The organism is Azospirillum ramasamyi (assembly GCF_003233655.1).
GTDB classification, from domain to species: Bacteria; Pseudomonadota; Alphaproteobacteria; order Azospirillales; family Azospirillaceae; genus Azospirillum; species Azospirillum ramasamyi.
Genome location: NZ_CP029829.1, coordinates 2,052,347 through 2,076,073, shown reverse-complemented (window position 1 = coordinate 2,076,073; position 23,727 = coordinate 2,052,347). Strand labels below are relative to the sequence as shown.

Sequence of the window (23,727 nt, the reverse complement as noted above, 5' to 3'; positions counted from 1 at the left end):
GCTCCTCTCGTGACCACCGCGCTGCCGCTGGCGAACTCGGTCGTCGGAACCGTGCGCAGCGCCAACGCCGGCCAGTCCGGTGCCGCCGCGCAACAGGCCGCCGCCCAGCAGGCCGCTGCCGAGCTTGAGTACAAGCGACAGCAGGACGCCGCGCAAGCCGCCGCGGCCCAGGCGGCGCTGGAACAGAAATACCGCGAGGAGGCGGCGGCGGCCGAACGCAACGCCCAGGCCGCCGCCGCCGCCCGCCTGCAGCAGGCCCAGCTTGAGGCCGAGGCGCAGGCCCGCCAGTGGGCGCATGACGCCGAGTTGCGTCAACAGGAGCAGGAGCTTCAGCGCCGGAGGGACGAGGCTGCCGCCGCTGCTGCGGCGGCGGCGCGGGCAAGGGAAATGGACGATTTCCGCTCCGCCCAGGAGCAGACGCTGGCGCAACTGCGCGCAAGCCAGGAGCAGGCCGTCCGCGCCAAGGAAACCGACGCCCAGACCCAGCTTGCCCAGCTGACCGCCGCGGCCGATGCGGCCGAGCAGCGCCGCCTGGCCGCGCTGCGTCAGGCGGTCAGCAAGACCCGCGCCGGGCTGGGCGCGCGCGGCGTCATCGCGCAGGACGGGTCGGGCGAGGCGATCCTGCTGGGGCTGACCAACTCCAGCGACACCGAACGGAAGGACGCGCAGGCGACCGACCAGCTGAAACGTGCAGCCATCCAGCAGAGCCTGGACGAGGCCAAGCGCCGCAATCTGCTGGAGTTGTCGCAACTCGCCGACCGGCAGCGGCTGGAATACATGAGCAAGTTCTTTTGAGGGATGGCGCCCTCTCCCGGTGCGGGAGAGGGCGCTTTTCTTTTGGAGCCCCCCGATGTCCACGTCGCTTCTCATCCCGCGCGGAACCCCGCGCGTGCAGTATCTCGCCGACGGCATGCAGCGGGTCTTCATCTACCCGTTTCCGATCTTCGTCGACGAGGATCTCCAGGTCTTCCTGGGTGCCGCGCTTCAGAGCACCGGCTATGCGGTCGGCGGGGCCGGCGCCACGGCGGGCGGGGCGGTGACCTTCGCCGCCGCGCCGGCGGAGGGAACGGTGGTGCTGCTGCGCCGCCGCCTGCCCATCGAACGGCGCAGCGATTTCGGCGAGAGCGGGCCGCTGCCGGCTGCCGCCCTCAACGGCGAACTGGACCGGCTGACCGCTGCGCTCCAGCAGGTGGCGGGCGACCAGGAACTGATGCTGCGCTATGCCGACAGCGACCTGCCGGCCTCCCCCCTGCTGCCCGAGCGGGGCCTGCGCCAAGGCAAGCTGCTGGCCTTCGACAGCGCCGGCAACCCCACCGTCCGGCCGCCGGTGGACGAGGAGGCGCTGGCGACCTATGTGCCGCCGGGCCCCGGGGCCACCGCGCGGCCGGTGCGCGACAAGCTGGCCGACCTCGTTTCGGTCAAGGATTTCGGCGCGGTGGGAGACGGGCTGGTCGACGACACGCTGGCTCTCCAGACGGCGCTGACCTCCGCCCGCGCGGTGTTCGTGCCGCCGGGAACCTACCGCATCGCCAACACGCTGACGCTCGGCTATGGGCAGGCCCTGTATGGGGCGGGACAGGCGTCGGTGATCCGCGGGGTGTCCAACGGCTTCGACCTCGTCCATTTGCCGGACGGCTACGCCACCCTGTCGGGCCTGCGGCTGGAGCAGGGCAGGGCGGGGGTGCGGCTGTTCGGGCGTGACGGGCCCTGCGTGCAGAACAGCCTGATCGACCTGACCCTGTGGGAACCGGAGGTGGGGCTGTTGTTCGACGGCTACATCGACCCGAACCTGCCCTGCTATTGGAACAACATCGCCCGCGTGCTGGTGGCGCGGCCGTCGCGCCACGGGGTGTGGCTGACGCGGACGGGGGCCGGCGATACGCCCAACGCCAACCGCTTCCACGCCGTGCGGGTCTATTCGCTGTCGGCGCCGATGAGCGGCTGCGGCTTCTTCGTGGAGCAGGGGCGCTACAACAACGCCTTCTTCGACTGCGAGGCCAATCTTTGGCCGGAGGCGGAGGCCTGCTTCCGCGTCGGGCCCGTCACCGACAAGACGCTGATCGTGAATTTCTATGCCGAGGCGCTGGGCGCCCTGCCGAACCTGCAATTGGATGCGGGATCGGTGGAGACGGCGGTCGTCAACCTGTTCTCCGCCGCCGCCGGGCCGGCGATCCTCGACCGGTCGGGCGGGCAATACACCGCGGTCAATGCCGGCTATCCGGAGAAGAACCGGTTTCAGCGCAGCCGCATCACCGAACTGGTGGTGGAGGCGCTGCGTTACGATACCGATTACATCGAGCCGGCCAGGGGCGGGGTGGTGGCTTTGGATCTGACCAGCTCCGTCTGTCTGGCAAGCGCCTATGGCGGGGCGGTGGAGTTGCGTCTACCCAAGGCCGAGACCGTCAACGGCCATGCGGTGACGATCAAGCGCACCGATGCCTCGGCCAACCCGCTGACCGTGACGGAGACCGGCGGGCCGGGGCCGGACGGGCGGGTGCTGTCGCTCGGCAACCGCTACGACTTCGTGACGCTGGTGTCGAACGGGGCGGGCTGGTGGATCGTCGCCGGCAACAATCCGCCGGGCAACGCCCATTATCACGCCGCCCCCGGCCTGTTCGAGCCGGACCTGAACCAGCAGCTCTATCTGGTCAGCGCCTGGAGCGGGGCGGTGGAGGTGCGGCTGCCTGCGCCCTCGGCCCCGCATGCAATGGGGCGGACGGTCACCATCAAGAAGTCCGACACCGGCGGCAACCGCGTCACCGTCACCCAGGCCGGCGGCGGCGGACCGGACAGCGAGGCCATCGCGCTGGCCGCTCAGGGCCATGCGGTGACGGTGATGTCGAACGGCGCCGGCTGGCACATCCTGGGGCGGAATCCATGAGGGCGGGGAAGGACGACAGCTTTCGCGCCTTCGTTCGGGGCTGGAACGACATGGTGGAGCTGAAGACCCCCGCCCATCATGCGCGGATGGCGGGCTGGCTGGAGGCGTGCATGGCCGGGCAGAACCGGCGCATGCTGCTGATGGCCTTCCGGGGGTCGGGCAAATCGACCCTGGTCGGGCTGTTCGCGGCATGGCTGTTGCTGCGCGATCCCAACCGCCGGCTGCTGGTGCTCGCCGCCGACATGCGGCTGGCGACGAAGATGGTGCGCAACGTCAAGCGCATCCTGGAACGCCATCCCGATTGCAGCCACCTGAAGCCGCCGTCGTCGATGCGCGACCAGTGGGCGGCCGACCAATTCACGGTCGTGCGTCCGATGGAACTGCGCGACCCGTCGATGGCGGCGGCCGGCATCGGCGGCAACATCACCGGCAGCCGCGCCGACGTGGTGATCTGCGACGACGTGGAGGTGCCGCGCAACGCCGACACCGCGGTCAAGCGTGCCGTCCTTCGCGAGCGCCTGTCGGAGTTGGAGTATGTGCTGGTGCCGGGCGGGGCGCAGCTCTATGTCGGGACACCCCATGCGCAGGACAGTCTCTATGCCGAGGAGACCGACGACGGCTGCCCGCCTTTCCTGGAGGGATTCGAGCGGCTGGTCCTGCCGGTCTATACCGAGGACGCCGAGGGCCGCCGCACCTACACCTGGAAGGAGCGCTTCGGCGAGGCCCATGTCGCCCGTATCCGCAAATCCACCGGCCCCAACAAGTTCACCAGCCAGATGCTGCTGCGCCCGGTCAGCGTCGCGGACGGCATGCTGGACGTCGCCAAGCTCGGCCGCTACGACGCGGAACTGGTGTATCGCGAGGCGCTGGGCCGCGCGGTTCTGACGCTGGACGGGGTGCGGCTGGTCTCCGCCTCCTGCTGGTGGGATCCGGCCTTTGCCCGGCTGGACGTGGACGGCAAGACGAAAGGCGGCGACGGCAGCGTGGTGGCCGTGGTCTTCGGCGGTACCGACAACCGGTTCTACCTGCACCGGGTGCTGTATCTGACGGTCGACCCGCGTTTGGAGGAAACGGAGGCCGACCAGCAATGCGGGCAGGTCTCCCGCCTTCTGGCCGACAACCACCTGTCGTCGATCCATATCGAAATCAACGGCTTGGGCCGCTTCCTGCCCGGTCTGCTGCGCGAGCGGCTGCGCCATGACCGGCTGGCCGCCGGCGTGGTCGAGCAGACCAGCCGCAAGCCCAAGGCCCAGCGCATCACCGAGGCCTTCAACGCCCTGATGGCCGACCGCCGCCTGCTGGCCCACCGGTCGGTGTGGGACACGCCGCTGATCCGGGAAATGCGCGACTGGCGACCGGACGGCCGCTACCGCGGGCCGGACGACGGGCTGGACGCGGTGGCCGGCTGTCTCGGCGCCGAACCATTCCGCTTCGATGACCCCGGCGCCCGTCCCGAACGCCGCCCCGACTGGCGGGGGGCCGGCGCGGTGGTGGCGCCGTCCGATTGGGAGCTTTGAGCGGCTTCCCCCATCTCAACGACAGGAGACACCGATGCACGACACCCTGACCACGGGCCTGGATCTCGCCTGGTGGATCACCGCGGTCGAATTGCCGGCCTTGGGCGGGCTGTTCTGGCTGATCGCGCGGGTGCGCAAGGATGCCGACAGCGCGCTGGACGAACTGCGCGCCCGGGCGGACGAGGCTCAGGCGCAGGTGCGCGAGAATCTGGCCGCATACAAGCTGGAGGTCGCCAAGACCTACGTTTCCTTCGCGACGCTCAAGGACGTGGAGCAGCGCCTGACCGACCATCTGCTGCGGATCGAGACCAAGCTCGATTCGGGCTTCATGCCTTTCGAGGGCGGACGACGTTGACGCAAGGGCGCCGGCGGCGAGGGTCGGGGCGGCTCAGTCGCCGTGGCTCAGTCGGCGTGGTGGATCATCGCCTGGTAGATCTTCCATGCCACTTCGACCGACACGCCGCCGGCCCGCGCGCCCGCCGCCAGCATGGTGGCGCTCGGCTTCAGCGGGACCGCGGTCTGACCCGGCTCGCACAGCGTGCCCATGGCGGTGATCGACGCGGCCAGCTCCGTGTCGCAGCACTGGGGATTCTTCAACAGGCTCATGGAAATGGCGTTCATGACGGGTCCTCCGTTGACTTGCTTCCGTCACAGCAAAAGCGGTGCCACTCCGCGAAGGCGGCTGCGGCCCTTGGAATTGCGGGGGTTGAACCGGATGTCACGCCGTTTCGGCAGGAATGGGGGCGGCGAAACCTCAAAAATACCCGCAAAATGCCGAATGGTTTGGAGTGCGCTTTGCAAAATGCAACGCTCGGCGCGTGCGGAGTTGCATTCGGGGAGTCGATCCTGCGTTGCGGCCGACGGCCCTGCCGGACCCGGCCGCATGGGACACCCCGGACTGCGGGTAACTCCGTCTTTCTGACCGCGGCTTCCGAACTGCGGCTTTGATGTGTCTGGCCGGTGGCCGCGCCTTGGGATAGTGTCCGATTATCATGACCGACCGAATCATCCACCACATGTGCCGCGCGGACGAGTGGGACGCCGCCCGCCCGGCCGGCAGCTACCCGGGTTCGTCGCAGGATGTCCAGGACGGCTTCATCCATTTCTCCACCGCCGGCCAGGTGGTGGAGAGCGCCGCCAAGCATCGCGCCGGCCAGGACGGCCTGCTGCTGCTGACGGTGGACGCCGACCGGCTGGGCGCCGCCCTGCGCTGGGAACCCTCGCGCGGCGGACAGCTGTTCCCGCATCTCTACGGGCCGCTGCCGGCGGATGCCCTGCTGCGGGTCGACCCGCTGCCGCTGGGGCCTGATGGGCGCCATGTCTTCCCGGCCGGCTTTCCCTTCACCCTCCAGGACCTCGTTCCGTGATCGACCTCTATCCGCTTGCCGGCCCGCTGCTGTTCCGCTTCGACCCCGAGACCGCGCATGGCCTGACCGTCAAGGCGCTGAAGACCGGACTGGTTCCGCCGGCCCGCGGCAAGGACGACCCCGCGCTGCACACCCGCGTCTGGGGTCTGGACTTCGCCAACCCGGTCGGGCTGGCCGCCGGCTTCGACAAGAATGCCGAAGTGATCGACGCCACGCTCAATCTCGGCTTCGGCTTCGTCGAGCCCGGCAGCGTCACTCCGCGTCCCCAGCCCGGCAACCCGCGCCCCCGCCTGTTCCGGCTGGTGGAGCAGCGCGCGATCATCAACCGCATGGGCTTCAACAACGAGGGGCTGGAGGTCTTCGCCCAGCGTCTGGAGCGCCGCCGCGACTCGGCCAGGCGCGTGCCCGGCATCGTCGGCGCCAATCTGGGCAAGAACAAGGACACCGCCGACGCCGCCGACGATTACGTCATCAGCGTGCGCCGGCTGGCCTCGCTGGTCGATTATCTGGTCGTCAACGTCTCCTCCCCCAACACGCCGGGCCTGCGCGCCCTGCAGGGCCGCGACCCCCTGCGCGCCCTGCTGGACCGGGCGCTGGAGGCGCGGGCCGCCTGCGGCCTGACCCGCAATCCGCCGCTGCTGCTGAAGATCGCCCCCGATCTGACGGTGGAGGACAAGAGCGACATCGCGGCGGTGGCGCTGGAATCCGGCATCGACGGGCTGATCATCTCCAACACCACCATCGCCCGGCCCGACGGCATCCCGGCGGCGATGCGCAGCGAGTCCGGCGGCCTGTCCGGCGCGCCGCTGTTCGAGGCCTCCACCTCCGTCCTGCGCGAGATCTACGCGCTGACCGGCGGCAAGCTGCCGATCATCGGCGTCGGCGGCGTGGCCACGGGCGAGGACGCCTATGCCAAGATCCGGGCCGGCGCCTCGCTGGTGCAGCTCTATTCGGCAATGGTCTATGCCGGGCCGGCCGTGGTCCACCGCATCCGCCGCGAGTTGGCGGATCTGCTGCGCCGCGACGGCTTCCGCTCGGTCGCCGAGGCGGTGGGGGTGGATCACCGCTGATCCCGCGTTGCCGCTTCCACCACCGTGGTTCCCGCGATGACCCTGCTGACGCACCTCGTCTATGCGCTGGCTTACCTGATCGCCGGGATTTCGGCCGGAGCCGCCCTATGGGCGCTCCGCCCGGAAGCCGATCCGCTGGTGGCGTGGATGGCCGGGGCGCTGGTGGTGCTGGCCGGGGCGCTGGTCCATGACGTGGTGACCCGGCTGGAGCGCGAGCGCAGGGCCGCCCGCCGCATCGCCCGCCTGAACGACCGGGTGGAGGAACTGGCCCGCCTGCTCGAGCAGCGCCTTGCATCGGATCATGGCGCCGCCGCGCCGGAAAGCACCGTCCGCTACGATGCCGTGATGCAGGAGGTGAAGCTGCTGCAGTCGCTGGTCGCCCGCCTGACCGAGCGGCGCGCCCCGCGCCCGCCGGCGCCCAGCAGCGATCCCGGCGGCGGCCGGCGTCCGGCCGCGGTGCCGTTCCCGGCTCCGCAGCCGGCGCCGCTCTCCGCTGCCGCATCGCCGCCGGCTGCGATGGACGACGCCGCGGTGCTGGAGGCGGTGCGCGACGCGCTGAAGGCCGACCGCATCGACGTCTATCTCCAGCCCATCGTCAGCCTTCCCCAGCGCAAGCACCGCTTCTACGAGGTGTTCTCGCGCGTGCGCGCCGCCGATGGGCAGCAGATCATGCCCGACCGCTATCTCGACATCGCCGAGCGCGAGGGGCTGATCGCCACCATCGACAATCTGCAGCTGGTCCGCTGCGTCCAACTGATCCGCGAGACGGAGCGGCGCCAGCACGCCATCGGCTTCTTCGCCAACATCTCCGCCGCGACGCTGGCCGATGCGGAGTTCATGCGCCAGTTCCTGAACATGATGGCGCAGAACCACGCCCTGGTGCCGAAGCTGGTCTTCGAGTTGAGCCAGCACGCCCTGAGCGCCGGCGGGGCGGTGACGATGGGCATCCTGTCGCAGCTGGCCCGGCTGGGCTTCCGCTTCTCGATGGATCAGGTGACGGATCTCGACATCGACCTGGACCGGCTGCTGCGCCATGAAGTCCGCTGCATCAAGCTGGACCGCGCCCTGGTGCTCGACCCCGCCAACGCCGAGCGCATCCGCGAGCTGCGCCGCCGCTGCGCCGCCGACGGCATCGACCTGATCGTCGAGAAGATCGAGACCGAGAGCCAGCTGGTCGAGGTGCTCGACACCGGCTTCGACTTCGGCCAGGGCTATCTGTTCGGCGAACCGCGGCTGAGCCGGAAGCCGGAGTGAGGTGAAACCCTTAAAGTCCGATCAGTGCCGCAAGCTTTCCACGCACTTCCGCCAGAATGGCCGATGGGGCGCGTGCGCCGGAGAACAGCAGTGGCCGGGCCATGGTATCGATGCTGCGAACATGGCTGGTGAGGATTTCGCCGGAAATCGGCGGGCCTGGCGGCAGCACGGCACTGCTGGGAAATGGGCGGACGCGCGTGGTGATGGGGCATACGATTGCAAAGCGCGTCGCTTGCCAGAATGCACGCGGTGACACGATCAGTGCCGGTCTGCGTCCGCCCTGTTCACGCCCCGTTCGGGGATCGAAGTCGGTCCAGATGAGATCGCCGGCATCCGGCTCCCATTCGTCTCCGGTCATTCTTCGACGATCTCGCGACCGACATCGGGACCCCAGTCGAACGCCTCCCGCATCGCCTCAGGCGTGACGCCTTTCATAAGTTCGTCCAGGCTGTAGCGGGGGCGCTCCGTGGTAATGATGATCCGATCGCCTTCTGCGTGAATGTCCACCCTTGCGCCGTCGCGCAGCCCCACTTGATTGGCAATGTCCTTGGGGATGCGGATGCCCAGGCTGTTGCCCCACCGGGCGAGTTGGACCTGCATGCGCGTGGCCTCCTTGCCGCTGCGATGGCCGTCTATCGGATATCCACAGGATATACGGTGAGCGTGGCAAAAATAAAGCCGTGGGTTGCCCGGAGTTCTTGATTTCCGCCGCCGCGCTTGACATTCCCCCACGCGGCGATGGAAATTTCGCCTTCCCGGTCCTGTCCGGGCACCCGATGCGGGTGACATGCAACACTAGTGAAATGGTGACTTCGGTGACGTCCAACATCGCCATCACGCTGCCCGACGGCAGCGTGCGGGAGTTCGACCGGCCGGTGACGGGGCTCGAGATTGCCCAGTCCATCGGTTCGCGCCTTGCCAAAGATGCGCTTGCCGTCAAGGTCGACGGCACGGTGAAGGACCTCACCACCACCGTCACTACCAACGCCAAGATCGAGATCGTCACGCGCAACCACGCCGACGCCCTCGAGGTCATCCGCCACGACGCCGCCCATGTGCTGGCCGACGCGGTGCAGAAGCTGTATCCCGGCACGCAGGTCACGATCGGCCCGTCGATCGCCACCGGCTTCTACTATGACTTCGCGCGCGACGAGCCGTTCACGCCCGACGATCTGGAGAAGATCGAGGCGAAGATGCGCGAGATCGTCGCGGCCGACATCCCGATCGTCCGCGAGGTCTGGGACCGCGACGAGGCGGTCGCCTATTTCAAGAAGCTGGGCGAGCACTACAAGGCCGAGCTGATCGCGGCGATCCCGCAGGGCGAGCCGGTGTCGATCTACCGCCAGGGCGACTGGCTGGATCTGTGCCGCGGACCCCACGCCATGACGACGGGCAAGGTCGGGCAGGGCTTCAAGCTGATGAAGGTTGCCGGCGCCTATTGGCGCGGCGACAGCCGCAATCCCATGCTCCAGCGCATCTACGGCACCGCCTGGCGCGACGAGAAGGAGTTGAAGGCCTACCTGCATCAGATCGAGGAGGCGGAGAAGCGCGACCACCGCAAGCTGGGCAAGGAGCTGGACCTGTTCCACGTCCAGGAAGAGGCGGTCGGCTCGGTCTTCTGGCATCCGAAGGGCTGGACGCTCTACCAGACGCTGGAAACCTACATCCGCACCAAGCTGAAGGCCGCCGGCTATGTCGAGGTCAAGACGCCGCAGCTGATCGACAGCTCGCTGTTCAAGGCGTCGGGCCACTGGGACATGTATGGCGACAACATGTTCAAGGTGGAGGCCGACGGCGGCGAGAAGCTGCTGGGCATCAAGCCGATGAACTGCCCCGGCCATGTCCAGATCTTCCGCCACGGCCTGCGCTCGTACCGCGACCTGCCGATCCGCATGGCGGAGTTCGGGGCCTGCCACCGCAACGAACCGTCGGGCGCGCTGCACGGCATCATGCGCGTGCGCGCCTTCACCCAGGACGACGCGCACATCTTCTGCACCGAGGATCAGGTGCAGAGCGAGGCGGCCGAGTATTTCAAGCTGCAGCTCGGCGTCTACAAGGATCTGGGCTTCGACAAGATCTCGGTGAAGCTGGCCCTGCGTCCGGATGTCCGCACCGGCACAGACGACCTGTGGGACCGGGCCGAAGGGGCGCTGGGCCAGGCGCTTCGCGACGCCGGGCTGGAGTACGAGGAACTGCCGGGCGAGGGCGCCTTCTACGGCCCCAAGGTGGAATTCCACCTGACCGACGCCATCGGCCGGACCTGGCAGTGCGGCACGCTGCAGTACGATCCGAACCTGCCGGAGCGGCTCGATGCCAGCTATATCGGCGAGGATGGCGCGCGCCATCGGCCGATCATGCTGCACCGGGCGATCCTGGGCTCGATGGAGCGCTTCATCGGCATGCTGATCGAGCATTACGCCGGCAAGTTCCCGCTGTGGCTGGCGCCGGTGCAGGTCACCGTCGCCACCATCACCAGCGAGGCCGACGGCTATGCCGAGGAAGTGGCCAAGCTGTTGAAGCGCAAGGGCCTGCGCGTCGAGCTCGACACCCGCAACGAGAAGATCAACCTGAAGGTCCGCGAGCACAGCCTGAAGAAGGTTCCGCTGATGATGGTTGTCGGAAAGCGCGAGGCGGAAGAGCGGACGGTCGCGCTCCGCGTGCTGGGCGGCAAGGATCAGGAAATTCTTGCCCTTGACGCCGCGGTTGCTAAACTGGTTGAGGAAGCGAAATCGCCTGCCGGCGATGCCGTGACCGATTCGCCATTTTAACCGACCGCGCGACGCCGCCGGCTGCTCCTCTGGACGGCCAGCTTCCGCGTGGTTTCAGACCATGGAGAAGCGTCCATAGCCAGGATCCCGTCCGAAGCCGCCCCGACCCGCGATGGCCCGCGGGTTAACCGGGAGATCTCGGCTCGTTCCGTTCGTCTCGTCGGTGCAGACGGCGAGATGATCGGGGTGGTGTCGTTGCGCGATGCTTTGCTGGCCGCCGAGGATGCCGGCCTCGATCTGGTCGAGGTCGCTCCCCAGGCGGAACCGCCTGTCTGTAAAATCCTCGACTATGGCAAGTTCAAGTACGAGGCGCAGAAGAAGGCGAACGAGGCCCGCAAGAAGCAGAAGATCATCGAGGTCAAGGAGATCAAGCTCCGGCCGAACATCGATGACAACGACTATGGCGTGAAGATGCGTTCGGCGCGCCGTTTCCTCGAGGAAGGCGACAAGGTCAAGGTGACCATGCGCTTCCGCGGCCGTGAAATGGCGCACCAGGATCTGGGTATGAATGTGCTGGTCCGCGTCCGCGACGAGCTGGACGAACTGGCGAAGGTCGAGCAGATGCCGAAGCTCGAAGGCCGCCAGATGGTCATGGTGCTGGCTCCGCGCTGAAGCGTGATGTTACGGAAAAGGCCCGTCCGGGATGCCGGACGGGCCTTTTCCGTTGTGGATTTGCCCGCCGTTTCCCGTCAGCGCAGCGGCCGGTCGTCGACGATCACGACATAGCAGGTGTGGCGGGTGTATTTGGCGCAATTGTCCAGGGCGCCGCGGCGGGCGGCGTCCTCGCTGGACATGCCGGATTTCCAGCCGAAGGCGCCGTCCCGCGACACCGCGAAGGCCTTGCGGCCGGCGGCTTCGAGATAGGCGCTGAATTTCGGCCGGTTGGCGCCGGACAGTTCGGGCGGCGGCTCCAGCCTGACTTGGGTGCCGCGCGGCGGGTCCGCCGGGACGGCGGCTTCGCTATCGGCGGCGGCACCGCCGGCCGGGCTGTCGTTGAGATAGGCGATGCGGCAGCCCTTCCGGGTGTGGGCCGCGCAATTTTCCAATGCGCCCTTCTGCGCCTCGTCCAGGCTGCGCAGGCCGGATTTCCAGCCGAAGGCGCCGTCGGACGACACGGCGAAGGCCTTGTTGCCGCCGGCCGCGACATAGGCGGGAAACTTGGCGCGGTTGGCGGCGGACAGCTCGGGCGGCGGCGGGAGCGCCGGCAGCGACAGTGCCATCGGCGTCTTGCGCGGGACCAGCCCGTTCTGCGCCAGGAACCCGTCGACCATCGGCGTCCATTGCGGGATGGCGGCGCTGAAGAAGGAATGCCCGTCCTTTCCGTGCGGCGGCGCGGCGATGAACTCGCCCCGGCCGCCTTCATGGGTGAACGCCTCCCACAGGCGGCGGGCGAGGTCGGGGCCGAAGAACAGGTCGTTCTCCGCATAGATCCACAGGGTCGGAACGCGGGAGCTGCGGCCCAGCGTGCCGAAGGCGGCGACCAGCCGCTCCTCCCGGCAGACCTCGCGGTCGGCGATGGACCCGCGCCCGCCGGCGAAGCTGATCGCCGCCTGCAGGCCGGGCGGGGGATCGGCGCTGAGCGCGATGCTGGCGAGCCCGCCGGCCGATACACCCACCGCGATGACCCGATTGGGATCGGCATAGGGCTGGGCCGCCACATAGCGGACGGCCTGGCGCAGGTCCTCGGCGCTCTGCCGGGCCGAGCGCAGGTAGTCGGGGTTGTTGCAGGCGCCGGTCGTCTCGCTGTAGGGGCCGTCCGAACCGCCATAGCCGCGCCGCATCACCGCCACCGTCGCCCAGCCGCGCCGGGCGAACTCACGGGCTTCCGGCAGATAGCGCAACGGCGTCATCTGCGCCCGCTCCGCCGGGTCGCGCGGGGTGCCGTGGCTGATGATCGCGATGGGGTAGGGACCGGGACCGTCCGGCCGCAGCAGCATCGCCTCCAACGTTGCGGAGGAGCCGTCGGGGAAGCGCGCGGGGATCGACAGCGGCGTCTGCGCCAGCCCTTCGGCCAGCGCCGGTCCGCACCACGACAGCAGGAACAGCAGGGCGATCAGGCGGCGCAGGGTCATGGCTGGCGCAGTCTCCGCAAGGGAAGGGAACCGCGCCTTTGTACGCCATCTTGGGCTTGGCGTCAGTGGAGAGGTGGGGAGCGTCGGCGGGCGACCGGCCCCCACCACCCCGATCCGCTACTCCACCCCCTGCCGCGCCACCCGCAGCGCCTCGGCCAGCACCTCCGCGTCGCCGATGTGGTTGGCCAGCAGCAGGATCAGCTTGGCGTTCAGGCGGGTGCTCTGGTCGGGGGTCAGGTCGCGGTGGCTGTCGATCAACAGTTGATAGACGTCGTCCGGGCTGGCGAATCGCTGCTCGGTCATCAGTTCGGCCATGGATGGAACTCCGGGAAATCGGGGGGTCAGCGGCCGGTGGCGCGGTCCAGCGCGGCGGACAGGGCCGCGGCGTCGAAGCGGCGCCAGCGGGCGGCGATGTGCTGGTCGGGGCGGATCAGATAGACGCAGCCGGGCGTCAGGTCGTAGCGTTCGCGCAGGCGGCCGGCGCAGTCCACCAGTTCCCCGGCGATGCCCCGGCGGCGGTCGGTCACCGCATGCCAGGCGAGCGGCAGCGGCCCGGCGGCGAGACCGTCCAGGGCCTCCGCCACCTGGGCCGGGACCGGCCCGCCCATATCGTCGCCGGCGGCGGCGTAGAGCACGATGAAGCGGCCGTCCAGCGCCTCCATCAGCCAGCCGGGCTGGCCGTCGCGCTCCACCGGCGCGTCGGTGGCCGGCGCCCCCGGCACCATCCGGCCGGCGAAGGCGTCGGCGTCCGGCGTGTTCAGCGGGCTGTCGGTGTAGGTGGTCGGGGTGGACAGCCGGCCGGAATTGACCAGCGAGCGGGCGAAGGGCTGGTCGACCGCCAGTTCCAGCACGGCGTCGCGGAAGACGCGGCTCATCTCGCTCTTGGGCGTGATGAAGTCGGTGGAGCGGGTGGAGTTCAGGATGTTCTCCTTGGCCGCCGCCACCCGTTCGTCGCTGTAGCTGTCCAGCAGCGACTCCGGCGCCTTGCCCTCCAGCACCAGCGCCAGCTTCCACACCAGATTGTCGGCGTCGGGCACGCCGCTGTTGGCGCCGCGCGCACCGAAGGGCGAGACCTGATGCGCCGAATCGCCGGCGAACAGGATGCGGCCATGGCGGAACCGTTCCAGCCTACGGCATTGGAAGGTGTAGACCGACACCCATTCCAGTTCGAACGGGGTGTCGGCGCCCAGCATCGCCTGGACGCGGGGAATGACGCGCTCCGGCTTCTTCTCCTCCTCCGGGTCGGCGTCCCAGCCCAGCTGGAAATCCAGGCGCCAGACATTGTCGGGCTGCATGTGCAGCAGGGCCGACTGCTTGCGGTGGAAGGGCGGGTCGAACCAGAACCAGCGCTCGGCCGGGAAATCGGCCTTCATCACCACGTCGGCGATCAGGAAGCGGTCCTTGAACACCTCGCCCTGGAAGTCGAGCCCCAGCATCTTGCGCACCGACGACTTGGCGCCGTCGCAGGCGATCACCCAATCGGCCTCCACCGCATGGACGCCGTCGGGCGTCTCGACCTGAAGCACGACATGGTCGGCCTCCTGCCTGGCGGAGATGACGCGGGAGAGCCAGCGCAGGTCGATCAGCCCGCTCTTGCGCGCCTGCGTGACCAGGAAATCCTCCAGGTAATATTGCTGGAGGTTGATGAAGGCCGGGATCTTGTGGTCCGGCTCCGGCAGCAGGTCGAACTGGTAGACCATGCGGTCGCCGTTGAAGACCTTGCCGATCTTCCACACCACGCCCTTGTCGATCATGCGCTGGCCGACGCCCAGCCGGTCCCACACCTCCAGCGCGCGCTTGGCATAGCAGACGGCGCGGCTGCCGACGCTGACGGTGTCCTCCGCGTCGAGCACCACCACCGGCACGCCCTTGCGCGCGAAGTCGAGCGCCGCGGTCAACCCGACCGGGCCGGCGCCGATGACCACCACCGGATGGCGCCGGACGCTGCCGGTGCGCTGTTCCTCCGATGGGACGAAGCTGTATTTCGGATAGCTGAAGGTCGCGTGCATTGGGCGTTTCCTCCCCCGGAAACCATGATCGCCGAAAAGCATGGATTGGCGCGTTGGCGCGCCGGCTTCTAACGAGCCGTTATGGCGAACCGTTATGGTTGCCAACGATACAGTTTCAAATGATACCAATCAAGCCTTCAACGCGGGCGTTGTCGAAGCGATACAGCAGAAAGCTACTATGACGGAAAATCGGTATCGCGTACAGGGTGCGGCGGTGTAGCCTTGCGGCAAAAGACCGGATAGAGACACCGAGGAACGCCGATCATGACCGCTCCCGCCATCACGCCCACACTGCCGCGCCCCACCGTCTATGCCATCGACGGGGTGATTCCCGTCATCGATCCGACCGCCTTCGTCCATCCCTCCGCCGTGCTGATCGGTGACGTGGTGGTCGGCCCCGGCTGCTATGTCGGCCCCTGCGCCAGCCTGCGCGGCGATTTCGGCCGGATCGTGCTGCAGCGGGGCAGCAACGTGCAGGACAACTGCACCCTCCATGCCTTCCCCGGCCATGACGCCATCGTCGAGGAGGACGGGCATGTCGGCCATGGCGCCGTGCTGCACGGCTGCATCGTCCGCCGCAACGCGCTGGTCGGGATGAATGTGGTGGTGATGGACGGGGCGGAGATCGGCGAGGAATCCATCGTCGCCGCCATGGCCTTCGTCAAGGCCGGCTTCGTCGTGCCGCCGCGCACGCTGGCCGCCGGCCTGCCGGCCAAGGTGATGCGCGAGCTGCGCCCCGACGAGATCGCCTGGAAGTCGGAAGGAACCGACGAGTATCAGCGTCTGGCCCGCCGCTCGCTCGCCACCATGGTCGCCTGCGCGCCGCTGGAGGCGGAGGAGCCGGGCCGCGGCCGCGTCGATGCCGGCACCAGCCAGCCGCTGCACAAGGTGAAGGGAAGCTGACCGGCCTCTTCCCCCACGCCTGTCCGCCTTATTGTTCCGCCCTATCCGCCTGCGCCCCGACCGGCGCCGGGCGGACGGCCAGCTGGTCGGCGCGGGCCTGCAGCTTGGTCAGCAGCGTGTCGAGCTGCGCCCGCTCGTCGATCGACAGGGCGTCGCTGACTTCGGCCTCATAGGTCAGGGCCAGCGGCACGATCTCCGCATAGATCGCCAGCGCCTTGGGCGTGAGGGTGAGCAGGGCCTTGCGCCGGTCGGTGTCGCCCGATTCGCGCAGGATGAGCCCTGAGTCGAGCATCCGGCCGATGGCGCGGCTCACCTGGACCTTGTCCATCGCCGTGCGCTGGGCGATCTCGCCGGCGCTCATCGTCTCGCCGCCGCCCAGCACGGCGATGATCCGCCATTCCGGGATCGTGATGCCGAACCGCTTGTCGTAGAGCTTGGCCAGCGTGTGGCTGACCGTGTTGGACAGCACCGACAGCCGATAGGGCAGGAAGCGCGTCAGATGCAGAGCCGGCAGGTCCATCCGGCCGGACGCCGGCGGGGGGGTGGAGGCGGTGCGGGAACGGCGGGCAGGCGGCATCGGCGTCGCATCGTCTGTAAAGGGGGAGCGCGGGTGCCCCCATCCTGCGCCGAAATTTGGCTCTTGCAACAGTTTCAAACGAAACTAAAATGGCGGCAACGGAACGAGCTTGCCGACGCGCGATACGGAAGCGGCCGGCGGCATCCCAATGATAGCGAGGGGGGAAGCGCCATGAAGAACTGGATTTCGTTTCCAAGGGTCGAGGGAACCGCGTCGCGTCAGGCCCATGTCCGGCTTCCCGCCGGCACCTACGAGCGCGAGATGGGGCGGGAGGGCTTCTTCGGCCCGGCAACCCAGATGCACCATGCCCACCCGCCGACCGGCTGGACCAGCTTCGACGGACCGCTTCGCCCGCGCGCCTTCGACCTGAACCATCTGGAGCAGATGCCCGGCCAAATCCCGGGCTGCCCGCTGGAGGCGCCGGCCCTGATGGGCAACGGGGCGACCCAGGTCCGGCTGTGGCGCTTCAAGGGCAGGATGGACCATCTCGTCCGCAACGCCGACGGCGACGACCTGCTGTTCTTCCACCAGGGCGGCGGCCACCTGTTCTGCGACTACGGCCATCTGGAGGTGCGCGAGGGCGACTATGTCGTGCTGCCGCGCAACACCAGCTGGCGGCTGGAGACGGACGAGGCGGTGATGGTGCTGATGGTGGAGGCCACGGGCGACGCCTACAAGCTGCCGCACAAGGGGCTGGTCGGCACCCACGCCATCTTCGACCCGGCGGTGCTGGACGTCCCGGCCCTGGACGATGCCTTCCAGGCGCAGAAGCACGAGCGCGAAACGCTGGTCCGGGTGAAGAAGCGCAATCGGATCTGCGCCATGACCTATCCGTTCAACCCGCTGGACGCGGTGGGCTGGCACGGCGATCTGGCGCCGGTGCGGCTGAACTGGCGCGATATCCGGCCGCTGATGAGCCACCGCTACCACCTGCCGCCCTCGGCGCACAGCACCTGGATCGCCAACGGCTTCGTCGTCTGCACCTTCGTGCCGCGGCCCATCGAGTCGGATCCGGAGGCGCTGAAGCTGCCCTATTACCACTCCAACGAGGATTACGACGAGGTGCTGTTCTATCACCGCGGCCAGTTCTTCTCGCGCGACAACATCCACCCCGGCATGGTGACTTATCACCCCTCGGGCTTCCCGCACGGGCCGCATCCGAAGGCCTACGAGGTGGCGCAGAAATTCGAGCGCAAGGAGACCGACGAGGTGGCGGTGATGATCGACACCCGCGACCCGCTGGACGTCTACCCGGCGATGGAGGGCGTCGAATGGGGCGGCTACGCCGACAGCTGGAAAGCGAAATGAGCGGCCATAAGGCCGCCGCAGGCTGATATTTCAGGAAGGGAAGAGACGAATGAAGCTGGCAAGTTTGAAGGCGGGCGGGCGCGACGGCACCCTGGTCGTGGTGTCGCGCGACCTGACCCGCGCGACGCCGGTGCCGGAAATCGCGAAGACCTTGCAGGCGGCGCTGGACGACTGGTCGGCGCTGGCGCCCAAGCTGGAGGAGGCCTATCGCGCGCTGAACGCCGATCCGGCATCGGGCCGGCCCTTCGACCCGGCCGAGGCGGCCTCGCCGCTGCCGCGCGCCTATCAATGGGCGGACGGCTCGGCCTACGTCAACCATGTTGAGCTGGTGCGCAAGGCTCGCGGGGCGGAGATGCCGCCCAGCTTCTGGACCGACCCGCTGATGTATCAGGGCTGTTCCGACAGCTTCCTGGCGCCGACCGACCCGATCCCGGCGGCGACCGAGGCCTGGGGCATCGATTTCGAGGCGGAGATCGCCGCCATCACCGGCGACGTGCCGATGGGCGTCTCGGCCGAGGCGGCGCGCGGACAGATCCGGCTGCTGATGCTGGTCAACGACGTATCCTTGCGCAACCTGATCCCGGCGGAGCTGGGCAAGGGCTTCGGCTTCTTCCAGTCCAAGCCGGCCTCCAGTTTCTCCCCCGTCGCGGTGACGCCGGACGAGCTGGGCGACGCCTGGGACGGCGGCAAGCTGCACCGTCCGCTGGTGACGACGCTGAACGGCGAGCCCTTCGGCTGCCCGAATGCCGGGGTCGATATGACCTTCGATTTCCCGACGCTGATCGCCCATGCCGCCAAGACCCGCCATCTGGCGGCCGGCAGCATCGTCGGGTCGGGCACGGTGTCGAACAAGCTGGACGGCGGACCCGGCAAGCCGGTCAGCGCCGGCGGCGTCGGCTATTCCTGCCTTGCGGAGCTGCGGATGATCGAAACCATCGAGCATGGTGCGCCGAAGACCCCCTTCATGCGCTTCGGCGACCGCGTGCGGATCGAGCTGTTCGACGAGTCCGGCGCCAGCGTGTTCGGCGCCATCGACCAGCAGGTGGTGCGGTACGAGGGGCCGTAAGGGACGCCACCCGCACCGGGGCACCGTACATTATTGGTTGTGAACATGATGCGGGCGGGGCTTCTTTGCTCCGCCTGCGCTCTTTTATCGCAGCTGCAGCAATATCGGATGCCTGGGCGTCCAGGAACGGCGCCGGGTCCGAAAGCCGCTCCAAGGTTGAGACCCTGGCCGCCAAGTCATGAGATTTGACGTGCCTTCCGGTCGTTATCGATTATATGGTGCCGGCCCTTACCCCTATTTTGTACCGCCTTACCGTTCTTTCCAGAACATCTGGCGGACCGGAAAAAGGCGTGCGGCATGACGGCTCGGTTCAGGACGAAGATCATCATCGGCGTGGCGGCGGTTCTGGCGGCGGGCGCCGCCGCGGTGACGGTGGTGTCGCTCACCCTGTCGCGCGACGCCGGGCACAAGGCGGCCCAGACCCTGGCGGCCGAGATGGCGGACCGCCATGGAGCGCGGGTCGCCGCCGATCTTTCCGCGGCGCTCGACGCCGCCCGTGCCGCCGCTGCGCTGGTGGAGGTCGAACGGTCCACCGGAACCCCGCGGCGCGAAACGGTGAACCGTTACCTGCGCCGCGTGGCGGAAGCCAACCCGCTCTATGTCGGGGTGTGGGTGGACATGTCCGACGACGGGTTCGACGGCCGGGATGCGGTGTTCGCCGGCCATGACCGCTCGACCGAGATTCTCGGCCTGCCCAAGACCGGCCGGATGAGCCTGCTGTGGCTGCCGGGGGAAAAGGGCGTGCAGGCCGACGACAGCGAGGGCTATCCCTTCTCCGACGTGCAGGAGAAGGAATATTACAAGTCTGCCGCCGCCGCTCGAAAGCCCGTCCTGACCGAGCCCTATCTCGATGACTTCACCCAGCGGCTGATGACCAGCGCCGCGGCGCCGGTGATGGACGGCGCGGCGGGTGGAGGGCGGGTGGTCGGGGTCGCCGGGGTCGACATGGCGCTCAGCGGCCTGACCGATCTTGTCCGCTCGGTGAAGCCCTATGGCGACGGTTTCGCCGCGGTGCTGACCGGATCCGGCCTCTATGTCGCCCATCCCGACGCCGGGCGGCTGTCGAAGACCGCCGACGACCTGCCGGAGGCCGCCCGCCGCGCGGTCGCCGAGGGGCGCGCCTTCGACGGCGTCGTCACGCTTGCCGGGGCGCCGCATTACCTGCGGCTGGCGCCGGTGCGCTTCTCCGGCGCGGAGGGCGCCTGGTCCTTCATGGTGGCGGCGCCGCAATCCAGCGTGATGGCCGATGCGAACCGGCTCGCCCTGCTGATCGTGCTGGTCAGCCTGGGTTGCGTCGCGTTGGGATGCCTGGTCGCCTGGAGGGTCGGCGACGGCATCGCCCGGCCGGTCAGCGCCGTCACCGTCGCCATGGACCGGCTGGCGGCCGGCGATCTGGCGGTGACGGTGCCGGGCGCCGACCGCGACGACGAGGCCGGCGGCATGGCCCGCGCCGTCGAGGTGTTCAAGGAAGGGCTGGTCCGGGCAAAGGAGCTTGACCGCCGGCAGCAGGCCGACTGGCACGCCAGGGAAGCCCGCACCGCGGCGCTGGCCGACCTTCAGGAGAGCTTCGAGCATCGGGTCGGCGGCCTGACCGGGGCGCTGGCCTCGTCCGCCCAGCAGCTCGAATCGACCGCCCGCGCCCTGACCGGCATCGCCGACCAGAGCCTGGGCCGGTCGGAGCAGGTGGCCGCCTCCGCCAGCGCCGCCGCCGACAGCGTGCAGACCGCCGCCGCGGCGACGGAGGAGCTATCCGCCTCGGTCCAGGACATCGGCCGGCAGGTGGCGGACTCCGCCCGCATCGCGGATGCCGCGGTGTCGGATGTGAAGCGGGCCGACGATGCGGTCGCCGTTCTGGCGGAGAGCGCCGAACGGATCGGCGCCGTGGTGGAACTCATCAACTCCATCGCCGGCCAGACCAACCTGCTGGCGCTGAACGCCACCATCGAGGCGGCGCGGGCCGGTGAAGCGGGCAGGGGCTTCGCCGTCGTGGCATCGGAGGTCAAGAACCTCGCCAACCAGACCGCGCAGGCGACCGAGGACATCGTCGGCCAGATCAAGGGCATCCGCGATGCGACGCAGGATGCGGTGACCGCCGTCCACGGCATCGGCGAGACCATCGCCCAGGTCAGCCGCATCGCGTCGGGGATCGCCGCGGCGGTGGATCAGCAGGCGGCGGCAACCCAGGAGATCGCCCGCAGCGTGAGCCGCGCCGCCGACGGGGCGCAGGAGGTCAGCGGCGGCATGGGCAAGATCCGGGCGGGCGCCGGCGAAACCGGCGCGGCCGCCGACCAGCTTCTCGCCGCCGCCGCCGCGCTCGCCGGCCAGTCGAAGGATCTGACCCGCGAGATCGACGGCTTCATCGCCGGTGTCCACAAGGCTTGAAACCCGCGCATTCCGGGGCCAGCGCCTTACAGGACCAGCGTTTCCCGGAATGCGCGCGTCCGTTCACCCCACCGCCATCAGCCGGTCGGCCGGCAGCGTCTCCGGGATGTGCTGCGAGACATAGCCTTCGCTGTGGATCTGGTCGTCCCTGGCGCCCAGCGAACGGGCGGCGGCGACGCAGGACTCGACGAAGGCGGGGCTGCCGGCGGTGAAGATGGCGTGGCCGGACAGGTCGGGGAACAGGCCGGGCAGGATGGCGGGGATGCGGCCCTTGAGATGGCCGGCGGCTTCCTCCCGCGTCAGCGTCACCTTGACCTTGAAGTTGCGGTACTTGGCCTGCCAGTAGCTGAGCAGACCGAGTTCATACACGTCGGCCTGCGTGCAGGCGGAGAACAGCAGCGTCACCGGCGGACGGTAGCCGCGGCGCAGCGCCGCGTCGGTCAGCGCCAGGATCGGCGCGAGGCCGGAGCCGGCGGCCATGCACAGCACCGGGCTGTCCACCGACGGGTCGCCGATGAAGGTGCCGTAGGGGCCGGACAGCTTGACCATGCTGCCGACGGTCAGCGTGTCGTGGATCCAGCCGCTGGTCGGCCCGCCGTCCACGCGCGTCACCTGCAGCACGATCTCGCCGTCGGGGCGGGGGGCGTTGGCGATGGAATAGCAGCGCGGCGGCGCTCCGGCGGAGTCGTCGCCCAGCATCACATACTGGCCCGGCCAGTAGCGCAGCGGCTGGCCGAGCGGGCGCAGGCGCAGCTCCACGATGCGCGGCGTGCGCGGGATGCGGTCGGTGACGATGAACAGCACGTTCTCGCGCGGCGGGAACAGCTTGGGCTGGGCGTCGGCGGTGCCGTATTCGATCACCAGCTCGTCGGAGATCGGCTTGGCCATGCACATCAGGCCGTAGCCGTCCTTCCGCTCGCCCTGGGACAGCGCCATGTCCAGAACCATGCCCTGGTCGAACTGGCCGCTGAGCACCTTGACCTTGCATTCGCCGCAGGCGCCGGCGCGGCAGTTGTTGGGCAGGGCGTAGCCGGCCTGTTCCAGCGCCGACAGGACGGTCTCGCCGTCACGGCACTCGACCGTGCGGCCGGAGGGGTGGAGGCGGATTCGGCTCACCGGGGGGATCCTTGGGATTTGATCGGTCGGGAAAACACGTGCCCCACCCCGACCCTCTCCCGCTCTCGGCCGACCGGAGGCCGGTCCGATGCAGGGGAGGGGGACAGGAGCTTCGCGGGAGATCGGCGGAGCTCCCTCCCCCGCCCAGCGGGGGAGGGGTAGGGTGGGAGCAAATCTTGCGGGCGCCTCAGAACACCGGAATGATCTCGTCCATGTCGACGTCCCGCACTTCCTCGCCGGTGATGCCGACTTCGGGGATCGCCGGGAACGGGATGCCGTAGCGGTCCAGCACGCCCTTGAGGTTCAGCATGGCGTTGCGCCAGTTCTCCTTCTTCGCCTCGTAATCCGGGATGTGGAAGCCGGCGTTGCGGGCGATGGCCTCGGCCTCGCGCTGGGTGGCGATGAAGTCGTCCGGCAGGTCCCAGAACTGGGGCGGCGGTTCGAACAGGACGGCGGACAGGAACAGGTAGCCGGCGCGGATCTGCTTGGTGATGACGGATTTGTCCTCCACCGCCAGATGGGGATAGTCGCGCTCCATCACCGACATGCAGATCGCCATGTGGCGGCCCTCGTCGCGGCCGATGTTGCGGAAGGCCTCCTTGAACACCGGCTCGGTGCAGCCCGCCGCCATCTGGTGGAAGATGGTCGCCGCCGCGATCTCGCCCATCAGGAAGGAGCTGAACAGCACCGCCAGCGAGTATTTCGGAACCGCCTTCTTGTAGCCGTCCCAATAGCGTCCGCCATTGTAGTACAGCCAGTGGGCGTTCTTCTGCAGCCGGCGGCCGAGATCGGTCTTCGGCTCGTAGGTCAGCGGGCTGTCGGCCTCCAGCAGCTTGGTGATGGCCAGCCCGCACATCTGCTCGTGGTTCTGCTCGTCGCGGGTGACGGAGAAGAAGCAGCGGCGGACGGGATCCTCCTCATGCACCTCGTAGGTCTTGATCAGCGCATGGGCGAAGACCGGCGGGGCGGAAGCGTCGAACACCGACAGGATGGTCCACCAATAGGCGATGGCCTCCCGCTCCTCCCAGCTGTAGCGCGACACGTCGAAGCTGTCCCAGGGCAGCTTGGCCGGATCCCAGTTCTCGCGCTGGGCGGCGGCGTAGACCTCTTCCAGCTTCTTGGTCTGCGACACCCAGGACAGCGGGTAGACATTCGGCTGGGGCGTGGCGGGGGGGAGCTCCATCGTGTTGGCGATGGGGGCGTAGTCCTTGGACATGGGGGCGTTTCCTCCGGGAATTTCGGCGGGCGCTCACTTTTCCATCGGCGCCCTGTGGTCTTTATATGACACGAAAAATCAGATCGTTCAACAAATTGTGTATCACGTTGAGGGGCGGGCCGGACGTCATAATGCATTGATTTGAAAAGAAAGGCATGTGGAGGTGCCGAATTGATCCAGATCAATTCGTACGGGATGTGCTCGATATTCGGGTAATTGGT

General features: G+C 68.6%; 22 protein-coding genes. 13 read left to right on the top strand and 9 right to left on the bottom strand.

Annotated features, from left to right (window positions below; all coding sequences use genetic code 11):
* Positions 1 to 9 precede the first annotated feature (9 nt).
* Genes DM194_RS09680 through DM194_RS09665 form a run of 4 tightly spaced genes read left to right on the top strand, consistent with a single transcriptional unit; the run spans position 10 to position 4,753 of the window.
* The gene (locus DM194_RS09680) at positions 10 to 795 is read left to right on the top strand and encodes a hypothetical protein (RefSeq protein ID WP_111067127.1); all 786 of its coding nucleotides are present in this window, start codon (positions 10 to 12) and stop codon (positions 793 to 795) included.
* Positions 796 to 850: 55 nt separating this feature from the next.
* Complete coding sequence (locus DM194_RS09675) at positions 851 to 2,881, top strand: glycosyl hydrolase family 28-related protein (protein WP_111067126.1); 2,031 nt, start codon at positions 851 to 853, stop codon at positions 2,879 to 2,881.
* Positions 2,878 to 4,398: a phage terminase large subunit gene (terL, locus tag DM194_RS09670; RefSeq protein WP_111067125.1), complete on the top strand. Its 1,521-nt coding sequence runs from the start codon at positions 2,878 to 2,880 to the stop codon at positions 4,396 to 4,398. Before DM194_RS09675 ends, terL begins: the two co-directional genes overlap by 4 nt.
* A gap of 34 nt (positions 4,399 to 4,432) precedes the next feature.
* Positions 4,433 to 4,753, top strand: a complete 321-nt coding sequence (locus DM194_RS09665) for a hypothetical protein (protein WP_111067124.1) — start codon at positions 4,433 to 4,435, stop codon at positions 4,751 to 4,753.
* Positions 4,754 to 4,800: 47 nt separating this feature from the next.
* On the opposite strand, the gene DM194_RS09660 is transcribed toward DM194_RS09665, so the two are convergent.
* Positions 4,801 to 5,019 carry a hypothetical protein gene (locus DM194_RS09660; protein WP_111067123.1) on the bottom strand — a complete coding sequence of 73 codons (219 nt, stop codon included), beginning with the start codon at positions 5,017 to 5,019 and terminating at the stop codon, positions 4,801 to 4,803.
* A 371-nt stretch (positions 5,020 to 5,390) separates the two neighbouring features.
* Between DM194_RS09660 and DM194_RS09655 the strand changes: the two genes are divergently transcribed.
* From DM194_RS09655 to DM194_RS09645, 3 genes are read left to right on the top strand one after another with little or no spacing between them, the layout of a single operon-like run.
* Positions 5,391 to 5,765 (top strand): DUF952 domain-containing protein, encoded by a 375-nt coding sequence (locus DM194_RS09655; RefSeq protein ID WP_111067122.1) that lies wholly within the window; start codon positions 5,391 to 5,393, stop codon positions 5,763 to 5,765.
* On the top strand, positions 5,762 to 6,835 hold the full coding sequence (locus DM194_RS09650) for a quinone-dependent dihydroorotate dehydrogenase (RefSeq protein WP_111067121.1): 1,074 nt from the start codon (positions 5,762 to 5,764) through the stop codon (positions 6,833 to 6,835). The genes DM194_RS09655 and DM194_RS09650 overlap by 4 nt, the downstream gene beginning before the upstream one ends.
* Before the next feature lie 36 nt (positions 6,836 to 6,871).
* Complete coding sequence (locus DM194_RS09645; RefSeq protein ID WP_111067120.1) at positions 6,872 to 8,089, top strand: EAL domain-containing protein; 1,218 nt, start codon at positions 6,872 to 6,874, stop codon at positions 8,087 to 8,089.
* A gap of 10 nt (positions 8,090 to 8,099) precedes the next feature.
* Here the strand turns inward: DM194_RS09645 and DM194_RS09640 are convergent, their stop codons facing one another.
* Both DM194_RS09640 and DM194_RS09635 read right to left on the bottom strand, forming a co-directional pair.
* Positions 8,100 to 8,447 carry a type II toxin-antitoxin system PemK/MazF family toxin gene (locus DM194_RS09640; protein ID WP_111067119.1) on the bottom strand — a complete coding sequence of 116 codons (348 nt, stop codon included), beginning with the start codon at positions 8,445 to 8,447 and terminating at the stop codon, positions 8,100 to 8,102.
* Positions 8,444 to 8,689 (bottom strand): AbrB/MazE/SpoVT family DNA-binding domain-containing protein, encoded by a 246-nt coding sequence (locus DM194_RS09635; protein WP_111067118.1) that lies wholly within the window; start codon positions 8,687 to 8,689, stop codon positions 8,444 to 8,446. Before DM194_RS09635 ends, DM194_RS09640 begins: the two co-directional genes overlap by 4 nt.
* A 203-nt stretch (positions 8,690 to 8,892) precedes the next feature.
* On the opposite strand from DM194_RS09635, the gene thrS reads away from it, so the two are divergent.
* Both thrS and infC read left to right on the top strand, forming a co-directional pair.
* Positions 8,893 to 10,857: a threonine--tRNA ligase gene (gene thrS / locus DM194_RS09630; protein WP_111067117.1), complete on the top strand. Its 1,965-nt coding sequence runs from the start codon at positions 8,893 to 8,895 to the stop codon at positions 10,855 to 10,857.
* A gap of 84 nt (positions 10,858 to 10,941) precedes the next feature.
* Positions 10,942 to 11,469 carry a translation initiation factor IF-3 gene (infC, locus tag DM194_RS09625; RefSeq protein WP_111067886.1) on the top strand — a complete coding sequence of 176 codons (528 nt, stop codon included), beginning with the start codon at positions 10,942 to 10,944 and terminating at the stop codon, positions 11,467 to 11,469.
* A gap of 77 nt (positions 11,470 to 11,546) precedes the next feature.
* On the opposite strand, the gene DM194_RS09620 is transcribed toward infC, so the two are convergent.
* The 3 genes from DM194_RS09620 to DM194_RS09610 form a co-directional block, all read right to left on the bottom strand.
* Positions 11,547 to 12,929 (bottom strand): CocE/NonD family hydrolase, encoded by a 1,383-nt coding sequence (locus DM194_RS09620; RefSeq protein ID WP_111067116.1) that lies wholly within the window; start codon positions 12,927 to 12,929, stop codon positions 11,547 to 11,549.
* 117 nt (positions 12,930 to 13,046) lie between these two features.
* Positions 13,047 to 13,244 (bottom strand): DUF2783 domain-containing protein, encoded by a 198-nt coding sequence (locus DM194_RS09615; protein WP_111067115.1) that lies wholly within the window; start codon positions 13,242 to 13,244, stop codon positions 13,047 to 13,049.
* A gap of 26 nt (positions 13,245 to 13,270) precedes the next feature.
* Complete coding sequence (locus DM194_RS09610) at positions 13,271 to 14,938, bottom strand: FAD-dependent oxidoreductase (RefSeq protein WP_111067114.1); 1,668 nt, start codon at positions 14,936 to 14,938, stop codon at positions 13,271 to 13,273.
* Positions 14,939 to 15,202: 264 nt separating this feature from the next.
* Between DM194_RS09610 and DM194_RS09605 the strand changes: the two genes are divergently transcribed.
* Positions 15,203 to 15,841 carry an acyltransferase gene (locus DM194_RS09605; RefSeq protein ID WP_111067113.1) on the top strand — a complete coding sequence of 213 codons (639 nt, stop codon included), beginning with the start codon at positions 15,203 to 15,205 and terminating at the stop codon, positions 15,839 to 15,841.
* A 28-nt stretch (positions 15,842 to 15,869) separates the two neighbouring features.
* On the opposite strand, the gene DM194_RS09600 is transcribed toward DM194_RS09605, so the two are convergent.
* Entirely contained in the window at positions 15,870 to 16,418 is a 549-nt protein-coding gene (locus DM194_RS09600; protein ID WP_111067112.1) for a MarR family winged helix-turn-helix transcriptional regulator, read from the bottom strand.
* A gap of 171 nt (positions 16,419 to 16,589) precedes the next feature.
* Between DM194_RS09600 and DM194_RS09595 the strand changes: the two genes are divergently transcribed.
* The 3 genes from DM194_RS09595 (at position 16,590) to DM194_RS09585 (ending at position 21,174) form a co-directional block, all read left to right on the top strand.
* Positions 16,590 to 17,726 (top strand): homogentisate 1,2-dioxygenase, encoded by a 1,137-nt coding sequence (locus tag DM194_RS09595; protein WP_111067111.1) that lies wholly within the window; start codon positions 16,590 to 16,592, stop codon positions 17,724 to 17,726.
* A gap of 49 nt (positions 17,727 to 17,775) precedes the next feature.
* Positions 17,776 to 18,792 (top strand): fumarylacetoacetate hydrolase family protein, encoded by a 1,017-nt coding sequence (locus DM194_RS09590; protein WP_111067110.1) that lies wholly within the window; start codon positions 17,776 to 17,778, stop codon positions 18,790 to 18,792.
* A 297-nt stretch (positions 18,793 to 19,089) separates the two neighbouring features.
* A complete protein-coding gene (locus DM194_RS09585) occupies positions 19,090 to 21,174 on the top strand; it encodes a methyl-accepting chemotaxis protein (RefSeq protein ID WP_111067109.1) in 2,085 nt (694 codons plus the stop codon).
* Positions 21,175 to 21,237: 63 nt separating this feature from the next.
* Here the strand turns inward: DM194_RS09585 and DM194_RS09580 are convergent, their stop codons facing one another.
* Together DM194_RS09580 and DM194_RS09575 are read right to left on the bottom strand one after the other, a co-directional pair.
* Positions 21,238 to 22,290 carry a 2Fe-2S iron-sulfur cluster-binding protein gene (locus DM194_RS09580; RefSeq protein WP_111067108.1) on the bottom strand — a complete coding sequence of 351 codons (1,053 nt, stop codon included), beginning with the start codon at positions 22,288 to 22,290 and terminating at the stop codon, positions 21,238 to 21,240.
* 187 nt (positions 22,291 to 22,477) lie between these two features.
* Positions 22,478 to 23,506: a hypothetical protein gene (locus tag DM194_RS09575; protein WP_111067107.1), complete on the bottom strand. Its 1,029-nt coding sequence runs from the start codon at positions 23,504 to 23,506 to the stop codon at positions 22,478 to 22,480.
* Between the last annotated feature and the right edge of the window lie 221 nt (positions 23,507 to 23,727).